At 62.3% G+C, this 21,771-nt stretch carries 17 protein-coding genes; 12 read left to right on the plus strand and 5 right to left on the minus strand.

The features are described 5' to 3' along the window. Positions 1–92 precede the first annotated feature (92 nt). Positions 93–2,327: a DUF2079 domain-containing protein gene (locus tag C8D82_RS16180; RefSeq protein WP_116885331.1), complete on the plus strand. Its 2,235-nt coding sequence runs from the start codon at positions 93–95 to the stop codon at positions 2,325–2,327. Here C8D82_RS16180 and C8D82_RS16185 read toward each other — a convergent pair. Together C8D82_RS16185 and C8D82_RS21345 are read right to left on the minus strand one after the other, a co-directional pair. Beyond that, positions 2,313–3,191: a uracil-DNA glycosylase gene (locus C8D82_RS16185; RefSeq protein ID WP_207776163.1), complete on the minus strand. Its 879-nt coding sequence runs from the start codon at positions 3,189–3,191 to the stop codon at positions 2,313–2,315. The two genes, C8D82_RS16180 and C8D82_RS16185, sit on opposite strands and share 15 nt — an antisense overlap. Positions 3,192–3,267: 76 nt before the next feature. Beyond that, positions 3,268–3,423, minus strand: a complete 156-nt coding sequence (locus C8D82_RS21345) for a hypothetical protein (protein ID WP_165833133.1) — start codon at positions 3,421–3,423, stop codon at positions 3,268–3,270. Between the two features lie 66 nt (positions 3,424–3,489). Here C8D82_RS21345 and C8D82_RS16190 point away from each other — a divergent pair, with 66 nt between their 5' ends. From C8D82_RS16190 to C8D82_RS16225, 8 genes are all read left to right on the plus strand, one after another. Further along, positions 3,490–4,686 (plus strand): argininosuccinate synthase, encoded by a 1,197-nt coding sequence (locus C8D82_RS16190; protein WP_116885332.1) that lies wholly within the window; start codon positions 3,490–3,492, stop codon positions 4,684–4,686. A gap of 36 nt (positions 4,687–4,722) precedes the next feature. Continuing rightward, entirely contained in the window at positions 4,723–5,832 is a 1,110-nt protein-coding gene (locus tag C8D82_RS16195) for a 3-isopropylmalate dehydrogenase (RefSeq protein ID WP_116885333.1), read from the plus strand. Positions 5,833–5,854: 22 nt separating this feature from the next. Next, complete coding sequence (locus C8D82_RS16200) at positions 5,855–6,742, plus strand: lipopolysaccharide kinase InaA family protein (protein WP_116885334.1); 888 nt, start codon at positions 5,855–5,857, stop codon at positions 6,740–6,742. A 3-nt stretch (positions 6,743–6,745) separates the two neighbouring features. Next, the gene (gene rnc / locus C8D82_RS16205; RefSeq protein WP_116885335.1) at positions 6,746–7,444 is read left to right on the plus strand and encodes a ribonuclease III; all 699 of its coding nucleotides are present in this window, start codon (positions 6,746–6,748) and stop codon (positions 7,442–7,444) included. After that, the gene (locus C8D82_RS16210; protein ID WP_116885336.1) at positions 7,441–8,544 is read left to right on the plus strand and encodes an iron-containing alcohol dehydrogenase; all 1,104 of its coding nucleotides are present in this window, start codon (positions 7,441–7,443) and stop codon (positions 8,542–8,544) included. The genes rnc and C8D82_RS16210 overlap by 4 nt, the downstream gene beginning before the upstream one ends. Then, a complete protein-coding gene (locus C8D82_RS16215) occupies positions 8,541–9,464 on the plus strand; it encodes a 1-phosphofructokinase family hexose kinase (RefSeq protein WP_165833134.1) in 924 nt (307 codons plus the stop codon). Before C8D82_RS16210 ends, C8D82_RS16215 begins: the two co-directional genes overlap by 4 nt. 182 nt (positions 9,465–9,646) lie before the next feature. Further along, the gene (gene nagB / locus C8D82_RS16220) at positions 9,647–10,432 is read left to right on the plus strand and encodes a glucosamine-6-phosphate deaminase (RefSeq protein ID WP_116885338.1); all 786 of its coding nucleotides are present in this window, start codon (positions 9,647–9,649) and stop codon (positions 10,430–10,432) included. A 20-nt stretch (positions 10,433–10,452) separates the two neighbouring features. Next, complete coding sequence (locus tag C8D82_RS16225) at positions 10,453–11,853, plus strand: ROK family protein (RefSeq protein ID WP_116885339.1); 1,401 nt, start codon at positions 10,453–10,455, stop codon at positions 11,851–11,853. A gap of 63 nt (positions 11,854–11,916) precedes the next feature. Here C8D82_RS16225 and C8D82_RS16230 read toward each other — a convergent pair whose 3' ends face one another. Genes C8D82_RS16230 through C8D82_RS16240 form a run of 3 tightly spaced genes read right to left on the minus strand, consistent with a single transcriptional unit; the run spans position 11,917 to position 16,898 of the window. Continuing rightward, a complete protein-coding gene (locus tag C8D82_RS16230; protein ID WP_116885340.1) occupies positions 11,917–14,148 on the minus strand; it encodes a DEAD/DEAH box helicase in 2,232 nt (743 codons plus the stop codon). After that, positions 14,149–15,468, minus strand: a complete 1,320-nt coding sequence (locus C8D82_RS16235) for an ATP-binding protein (RefSeq protein ID WP_116885341.1) — start codon at positions 15,466–15,468, stop codon at positions 14,149–14,151. Next, complete coding sequence (locus tag C8D82_RS16240; RefSeq protein WP_133245241.1) at positions 15,465–16,898, minus strand: TerB N-terminal domain-containing protein; 1,434 nt, start codon at positions 16,896–16,898, stop codon at positions 15,465–15,467. Before C8D82_RS16240 ends, C8D82_RS16235 begins: the two co-directional genes overlap by 4 nt. Positions 16,899–17,274: 376 nt before the next feature. On the opposite strand from C8D82_RS16240, the gene C8D82_RS16245 reads away from it, so the two are divergent. From C8D82_RS16245 to C8D82_RS16255, 3 genes are read left to right on the plus strand one after another with little or no spacing between them, the layout of a single operon-like run. Continuing rightward, on the plus strand, positions 17,275–18,327 hold the full coding sequence (locus C8D82_RS16245) for a GntR family transcriptional regulator (RefSeq protein WP_116885343.1): 1,053 nt from the start codon (positions 17,275–17,277) through the stop codon (positions 18,325–18,327). Between the two features lie 16 nt (positions 18,328–18,343). Next, positions 18,344–19,102, plus strand: a complete 759-nt coding sequence (locus tag C8D82_RS16250; RefSeq protein ID WP_116885344.1) for a type II secretion system protein — start codon at positions 18,344–18,346, stop codon at positions 19,100–19,102. Between the two features lie 12 nt (positions 19,103–19,114). Then, positions 19,115–21,769 carry an AGE family epimerase/isomerase gene (locus C8D82_RS16255; RefSeq protein WP_116885345.1) on the plus strand — a complete coding sequence of 885 codons (2,655 nt, stop codon included), beginning with the start codon at positions 19,115–19,117 and terminating at the stop codon, positions 21,767–21,769. Positions 21,770–21,771 lie beyond the last annotated feature (2 nt).

Raw genomic sequence — 21,771 nt, forward strand, 5'->3', positions numbered from 1 at the left:
CACGAATCGCCTGCAAAATTCTCCGGCAGGGCTTGCAATCCATTTTCCGGCGGGATATTTTAGGAAAAACAGCAGGGAGCCAGTCGCCGGACATGAATCATACGCATACATCAGCCACGCCGTTTTCATGGCTGCCCGAATTGCTTCTCGCACTGCTGATCGGCGCTTCCGGCGCTTTCACCGCCGGTTATCTGTTCTGCCTGAACCAGCCGCCGGATCTGGTCCACTACCGGCTGAACGGCCTTTCGCTGCCCGCTTCCGCCCTGCTCCGGTGGTTTCCGGCGGCAGGGGCGCTGCTGCTGCCCGCCATCGCCTGGCAGTGCGGCGATTTCCGGCTCACCCTCGCCCGCCTGAACCGGATGCTTTTCCCGCTGCTGCTTCCTCTGCCGGTCATTCCGGCCGCGCCGGATTCTTATTGGACCGTACTGTTTACGGCGGCTGCCGCCGGAGTTGCGTTCTACCGGGCCGGCGCCGTCTTTTCCGCGGAGTTCCTGCTGAAACGCCATTCCGGCGCTTTCCGCCGCGCCGCTCCATACCTGACGGCGGCGCTGTTCCTGATCGCGGTGCTGTGGGGGTACTATCTGCAGCGCCGCGCCTATGACAGCATGTTTCTGTATTTCAGCGACTGGGGAGAATATGCGGAAAACTATTTGCGGCTCGCCTTCGCCGAAAACCGCAGTTTCGCCGATTTCCTCGCCGTCGCAGGGCACTGGAATCCCGCCGTCAATCTGCTGATGAGCGCCGCATTGCACATTTATCCGCAGGCAGATACGATCTTCCTGATCAATGCGGCCGCGATCGGTTCCGCCGCGCCGCTCAGCTACGCGCTGGCCCGTTCCCTGAAGCTGCCCGCGGCACTTTCGCTGTCGTGGGCGGCAATCGCCCTGCTGAATCCGGTGATCGCCAATCAGCCGCTGGCGCTTTTCTACGGCTTTCACCCGATCAATTTCATGATCCCGGCCGTGCTCGGCTTTTTCATCTGCCGCGCCCGGAAGCAGCGCGGCGGCATGGCCGCGCTTTTTCTGCTCTCGCTGCTGATTCAGGAGACCGTTGCGGTGTTCTGGGCCGGTTACGCGGTCTATCTGCTGCTGAAACGCCGCTATGCGGCGGGCATCGGCCTGTTCTTGTTCTGCGTCATGTTTTTCTGGCTGCTGTCCACGGTAGTCATGCCGCACTTATTCGCACACGGCAGCTATACGCAGATGTTCCATTACGGCAATCTCGGAGCGACTCCGTCGGAGGTGCTGCTGTCGCCGTTCCTGCGTCCCGCCGCATTCTGGCGGACCGTATTCCAATGGCAGAATTTCGCCTTCGCGGCGGGTCTGCTGGCGCCGGTCTGGCTGCCGGTCCTGATCCGCCCCCGGCTGGCGGCGGCGGCGCTGCCGCTGCTGGCCGGAGTCTGCCTGCAAGGCTCCCCGGAACTGAAAAATCTGGTCATGCAATACGGCGTCGAAATCACCACGCTGCTGTTGGCGGCCGCCATTCTCAACACCGCCGCCGTCTATCATGGAACTCCCGCCCCGCTGCTGAACCTGCCGGGGCGCGGAATTGCGGCCGCCCGGCACCGGACCGCACGTGCCGGAGGGCTGACCCTCGCCGCGCTGCTGGCCGGAACGATCCTCTACTTCCTGTTCGGCCAATATCCGTGGCAGCGGATCCGCAACCTGCCGGACGGGACCAATGTGCTCCGCCACCTGTTCAGCCGCCTGCCGGAGGAAAGCGGCCGGATCATCGCCACCCAGCGGCTGCGCGCCCATGCGCTGTTTGAACGCCCCACCGCCTCTTTGAACGCCGCGCCGCAGTCCGGCGATATCGTGATGCTCGATCTGCACGATCCGTCCAGCTCCGCCGGTGCTTTGGAAAAGATGCGCGCGGAGCTGGCCCGGCGCCATACCCGCCCGGTCGCGTGGGCCAACTGGTTCGGCAGCCAGCTGGTCTGCTTTGAAGTCGATCCGGCGACGCCTCCGCCCGGAGCGCCGCCTTTCCTGCGGCAGATGGAAGACGGGGAGTTTGGCTCGTTCGGGCAGCCCCTTTCCTGCGGCAATCCCGATTTTGAACTCCGCCTGCAGGGAGAGCCGGGCGGCAAAGCGGTGCTTCTGGTCCGCCTCCGCAACCGGGTCGCCTATGACATCGACCTCGACATCAGAACCCGGCGCGGAAACAAGGCGAGCCGTCATACCATACCATTCGCCCACGGCCTCTTCCCGGCCTATACTCAGCCAGAACATCAGGTATTTCTTCTGGAGCTGCCGGGAGGCTTCCCGGAACAGATCGCCGTGGAACTCATCCGGCGTCCGGAATCCGGCCCGGCGTCAACGCCGCGGTGACGGCTGGTACACCTTGCCGAACATCTTCATCACCATCTGCAGATCCGCCCACGCCAGCTTTTTGCCGGAAGGATCGCGCAGCAGGTAGGAGGGGTGGAAAGTCGGCATCACCGGAATCCCGTTGTATCCCAGCCACTTGCCGCGCAGCCGCATAATGCCGCCGGGACGCTCCAGCAGGAACCTCACCGCGACCGCGCCCAGCAGCACGATCGCCTCCGGCTGCACCAGCTCGATCTGGCGCTTCAGGTAGCCGATGCACGCGAACGCCTCGTCCGGCTCCGGGTTGCGGTTGTTCGGGGGACGGCACTTCACGATATTCGCGATGTAGACCTCCTCACGGGTGAATTGCATCGCCTGGATCATTTTGGTCAGCAGCTGCCCGGCGGGGCCGACGAAGGGCCGTCCCTGCATATCCTCCTGATAGCCGGGGCCTTCGCCGATGAACATCAGCCGCGCCTCCGGATTGCCTTCGCCGAAAACCACCGTATGCCGCCCCTGAGCCAGCGGGCAATTGCGGCAGGCCAGCGCCAGCTGCCGCAGTTCATCCAGCGAACCCGCCGAAGCCGCGGACGACGGCGCGGCTCCGGGCAGCGTCGGTGCGGGAGGCGCCGCCTGCGGTCCGGGCGGCATCTGCTGCTGCGGGCGCGGCGGCGGGAAGCCCCCCTGCCCCTGCGGCCGAAACACCGGGCGCGGCGGCAGCTCTGGACGCGGCGGCGGAGCCTCGGCCGGGACGGCAGGCATTGCGGGCCGCTCCGCGTCGCGCATCAGCTCCTGATAAACCTCGGCAGTCACCGTATGGCCGGGCGCGCGCCGCCCTTCTTTCGCGATACAATTGATCAATTGCTGAAAAAATTCTTCCGCCATACCGTCACTTCCGTCAGTCAGAAACCGCCGAAGCGAAATTGCATTGCATTTTTTCGCGCCGGACAGTTGTTAAAAATCAAAATTGAGCTATTTTAATATAAATGTATTTTTCAGTTTTGAAAGCGGCGGAACCGCAAAAAATTTTCTTTCTTGCGGCGCCCCGTTTCAGCATACAGCGGAAGTTTTTGAAGATGAACAGTTTCTTTCCATCTGCCGCTGCCGTTGGCTTCATAACGGCAGGTTCCGGTTCGCCGTACCCTGCCGATACCAGTTATCTCATCAACCCAAGGAGTTTAAGATGAAAGTAATCGTCGCCTATTCCGGCGGACTTGACACCTCCGTGATCGTCAAGTGGGTCAAAGAAAAGTACAATGCCGAAGTGATCGGCTTCTGCGCCGACGTCGGCCAGGAGGAGGAGCTCAACGGCGTTGAAGCCAAGGCGATCCGCACCGGAGCGACCAAATGCTACGTCGAGGACCTGAATGAAGAGTTCGCCCGCGACTTCATCTTCCCGATGATGCAGGCCAACGCGATCTACGAAGGCAACTACCTGCTCGGCACCTCCATCGCCCGTCCCCTGATCGGCAAGCGCCTGATCGAAATCGCCCGCGCCGAAGGCGCCGACGCGATCTGCCACGGCGCGACCGGCAAGGGCAACGACCAGATCCGCTTCGAGCTGACCGCCTATGCGATGGAGCCGAACATCAAGATCATCGCCCCGTGGCGCGAGTGGGATTTCACGGGCCGCATGGACCTCGTCGAATACGCGAAGAAGAACGGCATCCCGGTCACCACCACCGCCGCCAAGCCGTACAGCATGGACCGCAATCTGCTGCACATCAGCTTCGAGGGCGGCATCCTCGAAGACCCGTGGAACGAGTTCCCGGAAGAGATCGCCGTGATGACCAAGCCGCTTTCCCAGGCCTCCGACACCCCGGAAGACGTGATCATCTACTTTGAAAAGGGTATTCCCAAGAAGGTCAACGGCGAGGAACTCTCCCCGGCGAACATCATGCGCAAGCTCAATGCGCTCGGCAAGAACCACGCCGTCGGCCGCGTCGACATCGTCGAAAACCGCTTCGTGGGCATGAAGTCCCGCGGCGTGTATGAAACTCCCGGCGGCACCATCCTGAACCTCGCCCACCGCGGCCTCGAGGAGATCACGATGGACCGCGAAGTGATGCACCTGCGCGACAGCTTCATCCCGCGCTACGCCGACATGGTCTACAACGGTTTCTGGTACGCGCCGGAGCGCGAAATGCTCCAGGCCGCGATCACCGAAAGCCAGAAGTTCGTGACCGGCGAAGTCCGCGTGAAGCTCTTCAAGGGCGCCTGCCACGTGACCGGCCGCCGTTCGGAGTACAGCCTCTACGACGACCACATCGCCAGCTTTGAGGACAACCGCGCCTACAACCACAAGGACGCCGAAGGCTTCATCCGGCTGAACGCGCTGCGCCTGCGCGTGCTGGCCAACAGCAAGCAGCGCCGCTACTGATTTCGTCACAACCCAGAAGATTGGAGAAACAACAAGATGTCCAAGAATTATAAAATCGCCGTGCTGCCGGGCGACGGCACCGGCCCGGAAGTGATCGCCGAAGCCGTGAAGGTCCTCGACGCCGCCGGCAGGAAGTTCGGCTTCACCACCGAGAAGGAATACTACAACTGGGGCGGCGCACACTACCTCGCCACCGGCGAAACCCTCCCCGCCGACGCCAAGGAACAGCTTGCCCGTCATGACGCGGTGCTGCTCGGCGCGATCGGCCACCCGGACGTGAAGCCGGGCGTGCTGGAAAAAGGCATCCTGCTGAAGCTGCGCTTCGACCTCGACCAGTATATCAACCTGCGCCCCGTGAAGCTCTTCCCGGGCGTCGAAACCCCGCTGGCCAACAAGAAGCCCGAGGACATCGACTATGTGGTCGTGCGTGAAAACTCCGGCGGCGTCTACACCGGCATGGGCGGCAACGTGCAGATCGACACCCCCGAGGAAGTCGCGTGCCAGAACTGGATCTACACGCGTTCGCAGGTCGACCGCTGTTTGAAGTTCGCGTTCGAGCTGGCCGAAAAGCGCCACACGAAGGAAAATCCGTGGCGCGGCCTCTCCGAGGAGGACAAAAAGGCCGGTTACACCTCCCAGCTCACGCTGGTCGGCAAGACCAACGTGCTGACCTATGTCTGCGGGCTGTGGGAACGCGCCTTCAACGCGATGGCGAAGAATTACCCGACCGTCAAGACCGCCTACTGCCATGTGGACGCGGCCACGATGTGGATGGTGAAGAATCCGGAGTGGTTCGACGTGGTCGTGACCGAGAACCTGATGGGCGACATCATCACCGACCTCGCCGCGATGACCTCCGGCGGCATGGGCGTCGCCTCCGGCGGCAACCTGAATCCGAAGGGCGTCAGCATGTTCGAGCCGATCGGCGGCTCCGCCCCCAAGTACACCGGCAAGAACGTGATCAACCCGCTCGCGGCGATCGGCGCGGCGGCGATGATGCTCGACTTCCTTGGCGAAAAGGATGCGGCCAAAGCGATCGAAAAGAGCATCGAGTACGTGACCGGCAACAAGCTCAAGTCGATGGCTGCCGGCAAGATGGGGTATTCCACCACCGAGGTCGGCGACCTCGTGGTCGAAAACCTCTGATCCGACCGGGAGGCTCCGCATCATGGAACTGGATATTCCGGGAATCCTGGAGCGCTGCAGCGAACCCGGCGGCGCTTATCTGCCGCTCCGCCGCCGGGGGCTCGACGCCCTCGTGCAGCGGGAGTGGCAGTCGCGGGGCCACGACCCGATGGAAACGGCAAAGCGGCTCGACGACTCCTCGGCGCATATCTTCAAGAACCGTAAGAAGATCCGCGCCGGGCTGGTCGATGATGTCTTTGTCAAGCGTTACAACTACCGGGGGCTCTGGACGGCGTTCCGCCGCTCCTTCAAGCTCCCGCGTCCGATGCGGGTGCTGGCGGGCGCAATCCGGCTGAAAGAGTACGAAATTCCGACGCCGGAGGTGTTCGCCGCGATCCGCACGGTCCGCTGGGGCCTGCCCCATCACGATTACCTGATCACCGCCCGAACCTCGCCGATGCAGTTCTACTGCGACAAACTGGCGAAGGAATTCGCGCTCGGCGATCCCTACCGGCAATTCGTCTCCGGCGTAGTGTCGCTGATGGTCAAAATGCACGGTGCGGGCGTCGAACACGGCGACCTGAGTCTGCGCAACATTTTCTGCCGGAAAAGCCCGGCCGGCGTCTATTCCGACTGGGGTGTGATCGACCTCGACGGCTGCAAAGTGTACACGGAGGACCTGCCGGAGTCCCGGCGGCGGCGCGAGCTGGCGCGCGTGATCAGCTCCTTTCTGCGCTGCGTCCGTGAGGAAGCGCCGGACATCAAGCCGGATGTGACGGCGATTATTTTTGATTTTGCCTGCAAGTATCAGGAGCTTTCCGGCTGCAACCTCGCCGGAAGCAACCTCGATGCGCGCGTGGAGTATCTGGCGGGACGGGTCCGCAAGGACCAGACTCCGTCCCCGAAAAAGAAAAAGAGTCAGGAAAGCTGAACCATGGCCCGGAATATCGAAGAACTGAAAAAGCGGCTGGGATTCGCCGGTCCCTGGTCCAACCGCCTGGCCGAAGCGGTGACCCATCGCTCCTACGCGGTGGAGAACAACCTCGGCTATGACAACCAGCGGCTGGAGTTTCTCGGCGACGCGGTGCTGGAGATTATCCTGACCGAATACTTGTTCCACCTTTACCCGGATGCGGCGGAGGGGGAAATGACCAAGATCCGTTCCGCGCTGGTCCGCGAACCCGCCCTCGCGCGGCTCGCCCGCCGCTTCGAGCTGGGCGAATATCTGCTGACCGGCCGCGGCGAACATGACTCCGGCGGCGCCGACCGCGACTCCACGCTCGCCGACCTGTTCGAAGCGGTGCTGGGGGCGTTCTACCTCGACGCGGGATTCGACGCGACCCGGCAGTTCGTGACCGGGCTGATCCGCGACGAGTATCCCGACCCGCGTTCGCTGCTGACCTCGATCAATCCGAAAGGGCAGCTTCAGGAGTACTCCCAGCGCCACTGGGGGCTGACTCCGAAATATTCGATCCTGCATACTTCCGGGCCGGAGCATCTGCCGGTCTACGAGGTTGAAGTCCGCCTGTCCCGTTACAACGCGGTCGGCCGCGCCGCCAACCGCAAAGCGGCCGAAGGGGATGCGGCCCGGCAGCTTTACCGTTATCTGTCAAACAAGGAGCCGGAAGCATGAGTTACTCCCTCTCTTTTCCCGGAACAATCATCTTCGGAGCCGATGAGCGCCGCAAACTCGCCGAACTCCTGCCGGCGGGACCGGTGCTGTTCGTTGCGGGGCGGCATTCGGCTTCCCGGATCCAGTCCGAAATCGTCCCGGCGCTGGGCGGGCGGAGTTTTGAACTGATCGCCGACATCAGCCCGGAACCGCCGCTGGCCGATGTGGAACGCGCCCTCGCCGCCGCCCGGCGGATCGGCGCGGCATCGGTCGTCGGCTGGGGCGGGGGTTCGGCGATGGACACCGCCAAGAGCGTGGCGGCGCTGCTGCCCCTGCCCGGCCCGGTCGCGGATTACTTCTACAACCGCCGCGAAATTCCCGGACACGGCGTCTTTCTGGCCGAAGTGCCGACCACTGCCGGAACCGGAGCGGAAATCACTCCCAACGCGGTACTGCTCGACCCCGAAACCGGCATCAAGCAGTCGCTGCGCGGCACCGGGCTGTACGCCGACCTCGCGCTCGTGGACCCGGAGCTGACCTACGACTGCCCGCCCGCCGTCACCGCCGCCAGCGGTTTCGACGCACTGACGCAGGCGATCGAGAGTTTCATCTCCCGCAAGGCCAACCCGGTCAGCAAAACGCTTGCGATGCAGGCGGCAAAGAATATCCTTTCCAGTCTGCACCCGGCATGGTCGGGTGAAATTCAGGCGCGCAATTTCGTCGCAGAGGGCAGCATGATGGCCGCGATGGCCTTCTCCAGCTCCGGGCTGGGCGCGGTGCACGGCATCGGCCATCCGCTCGGCTCGATCCTCCATGTGCCCCATGGCGTCTGCTGTGCGGTGCTGCTGCCGACGATCCTGAAATGGAACCTCGAAGCGGCCCACGACGATCTCGAAGACCTCGCGCTCGCGCTGACGCAGGACCCGGACCCGGCCAACCTGATCGAGCTTATCACCGAACTGAGGAGCTGGCTGGAGCTGCCCGCCGATTTCAAGACTTACGGCCTCGCGCCGGAGCACTACGATTTCATCGTCAGGAACTGCCGTTCGGGCAGCATGAAATGCAATCCGCGCGACCTCTCCGACGACGACGTGCGCCGGATTCTGGAGGAGCTGTCATGAGGCACATCGCGGTTCTGGGGCCGAATCCGGCCTGGCAGAAAACGCTGTTCTTCGACCGCTTCCAGTACGACGGCATCAACCGCGCCCGCGAAATGCAGTGTTTCCCGGCCGGCAAAGGGATCAACTTCTGCCGCGCCGCGAAATGCCACGGCAAGGTGCCGTGCAAGCTGATCCAGTTCGGCGGCGGCGACACCGGCGGCTACATCTGCCGCGAACTCGGCAAAGAGGAGATGGACGTGTGGACCGTGCGCACCGTCGCGCCGACCCGGACCTGCTCGACCTGCCTCTGCCTCGCGACCCAGACCATGACCGAAATCATCGAACCCTCCTATGCGGCGACCACCGCCGAGGTCGCCTCGATGCTCGAATATTTTCACGAAGCCCTGGAGGGGGCCGAAGGCGCGGCTTTCTGCGGCACGCTGCCGACCGGCACCGATCCTTATTTGTACGGACGCGCCGCGCGTCTCGCGGCGGAGTTCCGCAAGCCGTTGCTGCTGGATTCCTATCAGAACCTCCAGCCGGTCTTCGACTCCGGCGCGGAATTGTGGCTCAAAATCAACGCCGATGAACTGCGCGCGATGACCGGCGAAGCCGACATCCGCGCCGCGTTGCGAAAGGTGTTCACTTTCAATGGCATCCGTTTCGTCGCGATCACCGACGGCCCGTCGGACGCCTGGTGCGGCGACGGAACCCGGACTGCGGTCTACCATCTCCCGGAACTGGAGAAAGTCGTCAATCCGATCGGCTGCGGCGACACCGCCAGCGCGGTCTGGATGAGCGAAATCCTGTCGGGAACCGATCCCTTTGAAGCGTTCCGCATCGCGCTCGGCGCTGCCAGCGCCAACTGTCTTTCCGCCTTCCCCGGCAGCTACGATCCCGCCGAAGCCGCCCGCATCGCCGCCGTCATCACCCTCGCCTGACCCTCTCCCGCGCCGCCGGAATCAAAATGTTCTTTCCCGTGCAAGTAAAACATTTCAGTTAAAATTGTCGAAAAGTACATAGTTTGTTTTCAAACATCCATTTGATTTTCCCCCCGGACGGGGTATTATATGCAGTGTACGGCAAGAACCTTTTAACTCAACAGCAATGGAGAATTTCTGTCATGGAAGTCATCATCCGTCCCACCACCGCCCAGGCGGTCGAACTTACCGCCCGCCTGCTCGCCGACACCGTCAAGGCCAAGCCCGCCTGCAAGCTCGGCCTCGCCACCGGCGCCACCATGGAAGCGGTCTACGACGTGCTGGTCAAAATGAACAAGGCCGGAGAGGTCGATTTCTCGCAGGTCACCAGCTTCAACCTCGACGAATACATCGGCCTCGGGCCCGACGATGTGAACTCCTACCGCTACTATATGAATCACCACTTGTTCGATCACATCAACATCGACAAGCGCAACACCCATCTGCCGAACGGCCTCGCCGAGGACGAGCTTGCCGAGGGCATCAACTATGAAGCCGACATCGAAGACGCCGGCGGCATCGACGTGCAGCTGCTCGGCATCGGCAACGACGGCCACGTCGGCTTCAACGAGCCGGGTTCCTCGCTTTCCAGCCGCACCCGCGCCAAATCCCTGACGCCGGTCACCTACCGGCAGAACTGCGTGTATTTCAATCCGCCGGAATCCATGCCCAAGCGCGCTTTCACGATGGGCGTCGGTACCATCCTCGACGCGAATCGCGTGATCCTGCTGATCACCGGCGCCAGGAAAGCCGAAATCGCCGCCAGGGCGATCGAGGGGCCGGTCACCTCGATGGTGACCGCGAGCGCGCTTCAGATGCACCCGAATACGGTCGTGATCCTCGACGCCGACGCCGCCGCGCAGCTCACCCAGAAGGAGTATTACGACTGGGTCTTCGCCAACGAACCGAAGTGGGAAAACTACCGCTGAAGCGAAAGGAGCACTCCGCCATGTCGATCAACGTCACCATGAAACTCGCGCCCGAACTCGATCCGGGCTTCCTCCCGGCCGCCCTCTGGAACCGGGAATACCGCAAACTGGTCGCCGCCGCCGGAGACCGGGCGGTCCGGCTCGCCGTCTGCCTCGAACGGGCCAACGGCACCGTGTCGCGCTTCGACACCGCGATCCTGCCCGAAGAAGAGTCCAACGATACGCTCAACCTGCGCTACGTCGAGCGGATCGTGAAGTTCCTGCTCTGGGCGCGCGGCGGCTGGAAAGTCACCATCGGCGGCAGCGCGAAGATCGCCGCCGGGCTGGCCCGCCTCTACTCGGCCGACGGCGAACGCGCTTTCGACCACAAGGTGATGGGGCGCACCATCTACGACCGCGACTTCACCGTCGAAAGCTGCGCCTATGACGCGGCTCCGGCGGGCAAGGAGATCAGCGTGAAGCTCGGCGGACACTTCGACGGCTGCCGGATCGGCTTCGACCTCGGCGGCTCCGACCGCAAATGCGCGGCGGTCAAAGACGGGGAAACCGTCCACAGCGAGGAGGTCGTCTGGGACCCTTATTTCCAGAAGGACATCAATTACCACCGCGCCGGGATCATCGATTCGCTGAAGCGGGCCGCCGCCAAGCTCCCCCGCATCGACGCGATCGGCGGCAGCGCCGCGGGCGTCTATGTGGACAACCAGCCGCGCATCGCGTCGCTGTTCCGCGGCATTCCGGAAGCGGAATTCGCAACCAGAGTCCGGCCGATCTTCCTTGAAATCGCCAAAGAGTTCCCCGGCGTGCCGTTCATCGTATTGAATGACGGCGAAGTCACCGCGCTGGCCGGGGCGGTCAGCCTCGGAGAGAACGGACTGCTCGGCCTCGCGATGGGAACCAGCGAGGCGGTCGGCTATGTCCGTCCCGACGGCAGCCTGACCGACCATCTGAATGAACTCGCATTCGCGCCGGTGGACTACCGCACCGGAGCCGACGCTCCGCGCGACGAATGGTCCGGCGACCTCGGCGTCGGGGCAAGCTATCTGTCGCAGCAGGCGGTGGGCCGCATCGCGGGCAAGGCCGGTTTCGACTTCCCCGCCGGGACCCCGCTGCCGGAGCAGCTCAAGCTCGTACAGAAAGCGATGGCCGAACACGATCCGCGCGCCGCCACCGTCTACCGCACCATCGGCAGCTACCTCGGCTACGCGCTCGCCCACTATGCGGACTTCTACGAGCTCAAGCATCTGCTGCTGCTCGGCCGCGTCTCCTCCGGCGAAGGCGGTTCGATCATCCTCGACACCGCCCGGGAAGTGCTCAAACAGGAGTTCCCCGAACTCGCGATCGGCTTCCACATTCCCGACGAGCAGTTCAAGCGTCACGGCCAGGCCGTGATCGCCGCGACCCTCCCGGAACTGGCGAAGTAGATTTTTCCATCCTGAAACGGAAAGGGCATCGGGGATTTCGTTCCTTCAGAGCGAAATCCCCGATCAGACTTTATTCCAACTGCGGATGCGCATTTTCATTTCGTCGATCCCCAGAATGCCGTAGGCGAATCCCTTTTTGACCAGCTCCGCCGGCAGGAATTCGTCGTATTTTTCAAACAGCGGAACCTCGCCCGGATAGACCAGCTCCATCGGGTCGAGCGGCTGCTTTTCCATCTCCGCCAGCACCCGGAAAAATTCCTCTTTCGGCGCCTTCATCTTGAACTGGATGAAGTACGGGCGCGACGAATCCAGCCCGGAAAGTCCGAGCTGCGGCGCGCATTTGAGCTTGATGAACCGTTCCAGAGCCAGAAAGGCGTAGGTGCCGAGCCACGGGAACAGACACCACATGTCGCCCCCCAGACAGATCAGCGGTTCCTCCGTCATCCCGGAGCAGGCCGCCGAATGCCGCGCTTCCGCCAGCCTTGCAACCGCGTTTTTCATCAGATAGGGATAGGCGGCGCCTTCGCGCAGCACCTCGCGCATCCGCTCCAGAACTTTGGTATTGATATCGCCGGGGCATTCGCCGAAGTAGGCGGGGACCTTTCCCCTGACCTGTTCGCAGTAGACCAGATGGCGCTTGTGATCGACTTCCTCGACGATCCACACGTGTCCGGCGAGCGCGATTTTTTCCCCGACCGGCGGCGGCATCACGATCGTGCCCAGCTCCTGCGACTGACAGCGGCAGGTATACTCCTCGTTCTCCTTGAACACCGCGTAGAATTTGAAGGAGCTGGTCTGCCGCTCCCCGGCCAGCCCGACGATCAGGCCGCCCTGCTCCGTCTTTTCGATATGCTCCGTCGCAATCAGATGGCGCAGCAGAATTTTGTAATCCTCCGGCGTGATCCGGTGGAAATAGCTCAGCGGCAGCACCCGCGACGCGAGCGCCGCCGGGGAGAGTTCGCCGCAGGAGGCCAGCGTGCACATGGTCTGGTGGTAGAGCAGACTGAACGGCAGCCGGTCCAGTTTCGGCGGCTCCACCCAGCGCTCCTGCAAATAGAGCTGAACCAGCGCAATCCCCTGAATCAGCTTCCACGGCACCGTAACCGGCAGCATCGCCCGCGACTCCGGCATCTCCTCGCGGATCACGAACCACATCTCCGGCGGCAGGTCGCGCCGACCGGTACGCCCCATCCGCTGCAGGAACGACGAAACCGTGAACGGCGCGTCGATCTGGAACGCGCGCTCCAGCCGGCCGATGTCGATCCCGAGTTCGAGCGTGGCGGTGGTCACGGTGGTCTGGAACTGCTCCTCATCCTTCATCACCGCCTCCGCCGTCTCCCGGTAGGAGGCCGACAGATTGCCGTGGTGGATCAGGAAACGGTCCGGCTCGTGTTTCGCCTCGCAATATTGGCGCAGCGTGGTGGTGACCGTCTCGCACTCCTCACGGGAGTTCACGAACACCAGGCACTTCTTCCCCCGGGTGTGCTCGAAGATATACCCGATGCCGGGATCGGCACTGGCCGGCGCGTCGTCGGTTTTCATATCCAGCACCGGCAGCGCCTCCGGTATCTCCTGATCCCGGGCCGATTGCGGCCCCTGCACGTAGAAGTGCTCCATCGAGAGCCGCCATCGGACGCCCCTGGCTTCGATCCGGGGAATCACGGTCCTGCGCCCCGTCCCCGACGACAGGAATTTTCCGGTCGTCTCAAGGTCGCCGATCGTGGCGGAAAGCCCGATCCGGCGGGGGTTCACCCCGGCCAGCTTCGCCAGCCGTTCGATCAGGCAGAGGGTCTGGCCGCCGCGGTCGCCGCGCATCAGCGAATGCACCTCGTCGATCACCACGAAGCGCAGGTCGCCGAACAGCCGCCCGATGTACGAGTGCTTGTGCAGCAGCAGCGCCTCCAGCGACTCCGGCGTGATCTGCAGAATGCCGGATGGATTCTTCAGCAGCCGGTTCTTGTGGGACTGCGCGACGTCGCCGTGCCAGTGCCAGACCGGAATGTCCGCCTCGCGGCACAGGTCGTTCAGCCGCAGGAACTGGTCGTTGATCAGCGCCTTCAGCGGGCCGATGTAGATCGCGCCGACCGACTTCGGCATATCTTCGCTGAACAGCGTCAGGATCGGGAAAAACGCCGCCTCCGTCTTGCCGGAAGCGGTGGAGGCCGACAGCAGCACATTGTCGTCGGTGTTGAACACCGCGTCGCCCGCCGCCACCTGAATGGCGCGCAGCGCCTCCCAGTTGTTCCGGTAGATGAAGTCCTGCACGAACGGCGCGTAACGGTCGAAGATGTTCATTTACAGTTCAAACTCCTCAAACTCCTTGTCGGGAACTTCGCCTGCGGGAGCGGCGGCTTTCGCATACTCGAATTTTTCCGAATTGAGCAGCTCCGCCACATTGACCTCCGGATTCTGGTACACGATGTTCAGGAGTTCGATGAAATCGCGGATCACCTCGCGCGGCGTCAGCTTCGCATCCGCCCCGATCCGGCCGAATTCGATCCGGATGAAGTCGATCAGCTCCTGCTGGCTGAGCCGCCGCCCGTATTCAAACAGCCCGGCGTGGATCTCCGCGACCTTTTCGATCAGCACAAGCATCTCCTCACAGGTCAGCGGCGACAGCCGGATCACCGGCGACAGCACATTCCTCATGCCGTCGAGCACAAACCGCCCCTCCTCCAGCCGGGAGCGCAGCGCCTCGTAGCTGAACACCCCGCGCCGGGTGTCCTCGATGCACTGCGGCGTGCCGCCCATGATGATCCCGAGGTGCCGCGCCCTGCCCTGCAGCGTGTCGTTGTACATGGTCAGGAGCTTCTCGTAGTTGTACTGCCGGGTGATGCTGTTGGGAATCTTGTAAATGTTGACCAGCTCGTCGATCAGGACCAACAGGCCGTTGTAGCCGGCCTTTTTCAGGAACATCGCGAAAAGTTTGATGTATTCGTACCAGTCGTCGTCGGTGATCACGATGTTGACGCCCAGCTCGGCCCGCGCCTCGGTCCGGTTCGCGTATTCGCCGCGGAACCATTTCACCACCTTCGCCTTGCTTTCGTCATCCCCGGCGAGATTCGCCCGGTAGTAGACCGTCAGCAGCTTCGCGAAGTCGAAGCCGTGCACCATTTCGTTCAGGGAGTTCACCACCTCGCCGATCTTCTTTTCCACCAGCCCGGCAAAACCGGCGTCGCCGGGGCCGAGCCCGCTTTCCGCCGCCGCCTCGCTCTGCACATTGCTGAGCCATCGGTCCAGAATCAACGTCAGGGCGCCGCCCTCCGGCCGCGTTTTCGTGGAGAGATTCTGAATCAGCTCCTTGTAGGTGGCCAGTCCCTGTCCCCGGGCGCCCTGCAGCCGCCGTTCCGGCGAGAGGTCGGCGTCCGCCACCACGAAGTTCCTGTCCATTACATAGTTCCGGATCGTCTGAAGCAGAAAGCTCTTGCCGCTGCCGTACCTGCCGACGATGAAGCGGAACGAGGCGCCGCCCTCCGCGATGATTTCGACGTCGCGCAGCAGCGCGTCGATCTCCGCCTCGCGCCCGACCGTGATATACGGCAGGCCGATCCGGGGCACCACGCCGCCTTTCAGGGAGTTGATCACAACTGTGGCTATTCTTCTGGGTATTTTCATTTCCCGACGATTCCTTTCAATTCATCCACATAATCCTCAAGCGGTTCGGGGGTCTCTCCGTCATAGGCGACCGCCGTGTCGCCGAAGTGGTCGAACAGTTTTTCATTGATCGAATCGACCAGCACCGACGCCATCGCCCCGGCGGACTTCAAGAGTTCGCCGCAGGATTCCCCATTCAGCAGACAGCGCAGGAACCGGCACTCCAGCTCATTCAACCCGAAGGAATTCTCCGGCGGAGCTTCCGGCGGCGGCACGGCCTCCTCCGGTTCCTCCACGATCAGCTTTTCCTGCGTTTCAAGCGCCGCCTCCCGGATCGCTTCAAGCCGGGAAACGTCGATCACGACCTCCCGCCGCGCGTTTTCCCGCTCCTCCTCCCGGAGTTTATCGATTTCCCGGTCGATGATCTCCCGGTACAGCCTGGTGATCTTTTCGACCTTCAGCGCGGAGTTGAAGCCGTATTTCCGGCGCATCAGGAAGTCGACGGTTTTCAGCAGCAGCCCGGTCTGCTGAAGCTTCCCCTTGTAACACAAAAAGCGTTCACAGCTCCACTTGCCGTTCCGGCAGCGGTACTTGTAAATGTCGTTGACCTCGTACACATAATCCCGGCGCTTCAGCCGGTCGTAGAACACGGCGGAGCTGAACATGGTATAGGAACCGGTCTGGCTCTCCCCGAAAAACTTCCTGCAAAGGCTGTTCTTGCGGTTCCGGTCGTAATAGGCCGAAAGTTCGGCGAAAACCCGGCAGACCACCCGTTTGACCTCCTCCGGATGCCGCCGGAAAAACCCGGAGTTTTCCAGATTGTACGACGACAGCGAATTCAACGCCGCAAACACCTCTCCAGCATCATGTTCCCGGCTGTTCAGCAAAACCAGCACCGCCCGGTCGGCCTCCGCATCCCCCAGCTCATCCAGCAATGACCGGTCGAGGTTGTAGTACACCACATAATCCCGCAGCCACAGCCGGACATAGCGGTCGATCTTCGGCTCGATCTCCCGATAGGAGAGCCAGAACGCCTTCAGGGTACGGAATCCCTCCTCCGGCGATTTCACGCCGATGCCGTTCAGCAGCTCGTAGAGGTAGACGAAAACAAAGGAGAGCGACGTCCGGTTGATTTCGCCGCGCCTGATCCGTGTCCGCCATGAGAAATAGCCGCGAAGCTGCGCGTCGTTCATCGCCTGATAGGTCGGGAAATACCGGACGAACTCCCCTCTGTAGTCGAAGTCGTCCTCAAAATCCTCCATGAACTTTCCCTGCTTGCAGAAGATCAGCGCCTCCGCCTGCTGGTAGATGCCGTAACTCAGCGCCAGCTTCCGCATCCGGCCATACTGCGGCGGCAGGCAGCTCGCCAATCGCTCCGGGCTTCTGCGGATCGGTTCGTCACGATAGACTCCGGCCAGAACCGCCTCGCCGGGCACTCCGTCTTGCTCCATTCCGTTCACCCCAGATACTCCGTCCTCCGCTCATGCGCTTCAACCCGCATCACAATGTTTCATATCTTACAGTCTGAACGCGAATTTTCAAGGTTCCGACAGGAAAACATCAGAAAAATCCCCATGCCGCATCGCGTGAATAAGGCTAGCCCATTTTTTCAAATAAACTAGTTTATTTATTAAAAATTAGTTTTATTCGCTTTTTTTATAGAACCTCCCTTGACAAATATGATTTTATTTGTCATAATATATAGAAAGAAAACGATCCAAAGAACAAGGCATCGCATAAAAAAACTGGTTTTATTGACTGCGATGCCGCCGGCGTCGATTCCGGGTGCGGCAATCGGCGGATCACGGCAATCAGGGGAATCCGGCCATGATAAAAGAGAATTTCGTACCGAAATACCAGAAGATCATCGACGACCTGCGCGAGAATGTCCGCTCCGGCGTACTCGCTCCCGGTGAACGGCTTCCGGTCCGCGAGGAGCTGATGCAGCAGTACGGCGTGACCCGCGCCACCGTGAACCGCGCGATGGCCGAGCTGCTGCGCGAGGGACTGCTGGTCGCGACGCCGCGCGCCGGAACTTACGTCGCCGAACGGAACACCGGCGACGAAGTGGCGGTGGTGGTGCACAGCACACTGGTGATGCTGCACAAAATGGACTGGACGATCGCGTGCAACTACTATGCGATGTTCGGCCGCCTTTTCCAGCTGCTGCCGGAAAACGAACGCAAAATCCTGAATATGGAGGAGGTCAGCCGCAACCCGGAGATTCTCCGCCACTACCGCCGCATCCTGTGGAACAACCTGTCGCAGGAGGATTTTGAAAACGCGGTCAAGGCAGTCGGCGACCGGAGCCGTTTCCTGCTGCTGAACCGGTACTATCCGGACTGCGACTTCGTGTCGGTCAACCACCGGCAGGCCGCATTCGACCTCGCGGAGACCTTTCTGTGCAACCTGCCGGAGAATGCCGCGGTCGGCCTGCTGGACATGCCTTACGGCCGCTATCTCTCCAACCGCTTCGTGTGGCTGGAACGGCGCGCCGGCTTCATGGACGCCTGCGAGAAACACAACCGCTTCTGCCGGGTGCTCGAACTCCGGCAGGATGATTACGAATACAACCAGCTCCAGCTTGGCGAATTCGACCGCCGCCGACCGGCGGGGGCTCCCGGCGTGCTGCTGTCGCCCTCGAACGAAACCACCGGTTTCATGCTCGGTTTCCTGCGCAGCCACAACTACCGGTTCAACGAGGATTATTTCTACGGCGACTTCGACAACGAAAGTTCGCTGAACCAGCACGGCATTGCGATTCCGAGCGTGCTGGAGGATTATGCGCAACTGGCGGAGCTGGCGTACCGGAACCTCGACAACCGGGGCTGCCGGCTCTGGTGCCGCCATACGATCGTAAACTCACCATTCACCAACTGACAGAAGGATATGGAACATGAAAACATGCAGACGATTCACGTTGATTGAGTTGCTCGTAGTAATAGCGATCATCGCCATTCTCGCTTCGATGCTGCTGCCGGCGCTGAATCAGGCGCGCGGCAAGGCGAAGACGATGCAGTGCGTGAACAACTTCAAGGATGCGGCTCTGGCGATGTCGCTGTACTTGAACGACAACCGTGAAATGTTCCCGCGCTACAATGTCACGGCGGCGAATGACAACATGGTCTGGGCGGCACGGCTGGCGCGGGGCGGTTATTTCAAGACGGGGCGGGCGATGGTCTGCCCCGGCGAACCGCAGGTCCTCACCAACGGCACGGGAATGGCCGCGGCAATGCAGCAGGACATCGACAAGCAGAACTTCTTCAACGGTTCCGCCGGAACCAGTTTCTACTACGTGGCGTTCGGCTACAATTACAGCTATCTCGGGGAAGCCGCCCGCGACAAATCGGGAGCGATCATCTCCAAGCCGATCTCGGTCAATTTGTCCAGGGTCAGGAAGCCGGGCCGGGTGATCCTGTATACGGACAACCGCGATCACAGCATCAACCGTTCGATATACTTCGTGGTGCCGAAACAGGGAACCACCAGCAATCAGGGTTTCGTATGGTCATGGCACGGCGGACCGGTCACGACGGCATGGGTGGACGGGCATGTGACCACGCCACGGGTGAACAACGCCAATCCCTACGTTTCCGACCCGTTCAGGAACGGTTGCGCCGACGAGCCGGACAACTATTTCTCAATCTGGCAGTAAGGAGGAAAACACATGCTGAAGCAATGGATGGCCGGAGGCGTACTTGCCTTGGCGGCGCTGCTCCCGGCGGTACAGCCGCCGACCGATTTCTCGATTTCCTCCGCCCGGAAGATTTTTGAAAAGACCCGGCAGGACGCCCTGAATTTCTGGACCCGCCCCGAAGTGGCCGATCCGGCGGGCGGCTACCGGCTGTGGTTCGACGCGGACGGCAACACCTGCACGCCGACCCCGGCTTCGCCGGACGCCCCCGACGCGGGCAAGCCGCTCCTGTCCGAATTGCGGGTGCTCTGGGCGCACGCGGTCGCGATTCCATGTACCGCCGATCCGGCGGAACGGGCGCGGCTGCGCCGCCAGTACGAGCACGGTTTCGCCTTCCTCGACCGATACCGCGATCCGGCGACCGGGCTTTTCATCAAGGCCGTCGACGAGAACGGCAACCCCTCCAACCGCGACATCACCGCGATCACACAGGCGTATGTGGTCTACATCATGAGTGAGATCGCCGGAGAGATTTCCGACCGGCGCGCGTTCGACCTCGCGCAATCCACCTTTGAAAAACTCGACCAGCTCGCGCACGACCCGGAACACGGCGGTTACTTCGAGGCGATCCGGCCGGCGGCGAACCGCGACAAGAGCGTCGGAACCAACCTCCACATGGCGCTGGCGCTGGCCCGGCTGATGAAGGTCAATCCGACCGGCCCGGCGCACGACCGGCTGGCCGAACTCTTCGGCATCCTGACCTCCGAAAAGCTGCTGCATCCGGCTTCCGGCAACGGCTACATGCTCATGACCGCCGACTGGAAGCCGAAACGGACGCAGGCCGCCGCCGACATGCAGGTGCTCTACGGACACAACGCCGAACTGGTCTGGTATGTGCTGGAGGCGGCGGAGATGCTGCGGATTCATCCGGACGAGCTCAGGCCGTGGCTGAAGCGGGTTTCCGCGCCAATCATCCGCCACGGCATTTTCCCGGACGGCAAGGCGGCGATCTTCGGCCCCTTCGAGGGCGAACCGCAGCCGGTGGAGGTGCCGCGCTGGTGGACGCAGCTGGAGTTGATGAATATGCTGCTGCGCATGTACGAAGTCACCGGAGAGGCCGAATATTACGCGCTGTTTGAAAAAGCGGCGCGCTTCAGTTACGCCCATCTGGTCAATCCGGCCAACGGCGTCTGGTACGGCGGGGTGAACCTGAAAACCGGCGAACGTTTCCATCAGGGCGGCTGGGCGTGGAAGAGCGGGCTGCACGTGATCCGGGCGATGCGGCTGATGAGCGCTTCGCTCGACCGGCTCCGGGAGGGCTGGAAGCCGGTCCGGCGCTACAAAACCGCCGCCGACCTGCCCAGACGGGCGATTCAGGTGTCGCTGGGCTACCCCTACAATCACAACCGCTCCGCCGCCAGTCTGGTTTCAGAAGTGAAAGCGAGCGGCTACGATGCGATCTTCCTGATCATCAAGGAAAAAGAGCTGCTTCCGAAAGGTCTGGTCAGGACCGCCCGCGCCGCCGGGCTGCAGGTATGGGGCAGCTTCTTCGGCCCGGCGACTTTCATGCCGGATTCGCTGTTCCCGCCGGAGTCGGAAAACTGGCGAATGGAGTTCACCGTCAAACGCCCCAACCGCTACTTCTCCTATGTGCACAAGCCGTATCAGGAGTGGTGGAAACGTTATCTGGCAACTTTTTACGACCGCAACCAATTCGACGGCTTCGTATTCTACGAGAGCCACTACGGCACTCGGTTCGGCAAAGGGGAGTTCTTCGGCGACATCAGCCCCGGCTTCATCGAACACTTCCAGCGCAACACCGGCCACTCGAAGTTCCCGAACTTCACCGATCCGGCCCACCCGGACTACTATAAGACCAACATCGCCCTCTACCGCGACTATGTCGAATACCGCCTGAAATCGATCAACGACTTCTACCGCGAAATCTGGGACGGCGAAGGCGGACTGCGCCGCCGTCACCCGGAGGTGATCTTCGGCAGCTGGACCATCGCGCTGGCCGGGGACGAAACGCAGATGGCCGAAATGCGCGAAGCCGAAGCGCAGGACGGCGCACGGATGGTCGCCGGCACGCTGCCGGACTTCCACTTCCTGCAGTCGCACTGGCCGGACTGGATCCCGGAAAAGCAGACGCCGGAGTACCTGACCGGCTACCGGCCCTATATGAAAGCGGTCCGGGACGCGTTTCCGGGGCTGCCGCTGGCGGTGCAGGGGGATTTCGCGTCGACGGTGCCGTACCGCCGCACTCCCGGCTGGGAGAGAAAGTTCGAGAGGACCGCAAAGCGCGTCGGCTTCGACTTCACCGCGTTCTACGAATTCCACGTGCGGCATCAGGTTCACTTCGATCCGCCCCGCCCGGTGTCCGGCGAGGTGGACGCCGCCGGAAACGGCTGCGTGGTGTTCGATCAGGTGATCTCCCCGGAGTCGGCGAACACGCTGGAGGGGCGCGCCCTGACCGGCAACCGGAAACTCACCGGAGTCAGGACGGACGGCAATCTGCTGCTGTTCAACGTGGGAGGTCCGGTTTCCGCCGCGGAGGCGGTCACGGTGCCGCTGGCCGGAATCACCGACGATCCGTCGCTGCGCGTGCCGATGCCCGGCATCGGCACCGGCCGGGTCAATCCGGTTCCGCCGGAAACGCGAATCCGACTTCAATTCAAAGGAAACTGAGA

The organism is Victivallis vadensis (genome assembly GCF_003096415.1).
In the GTDB taxonomy this organism is placed as follows: Bacteria; Verrucomicrobiota; Lentisphaeria; order Victivallales; family Victivallaceae; genus Victivallis; species Victivallis vadensis.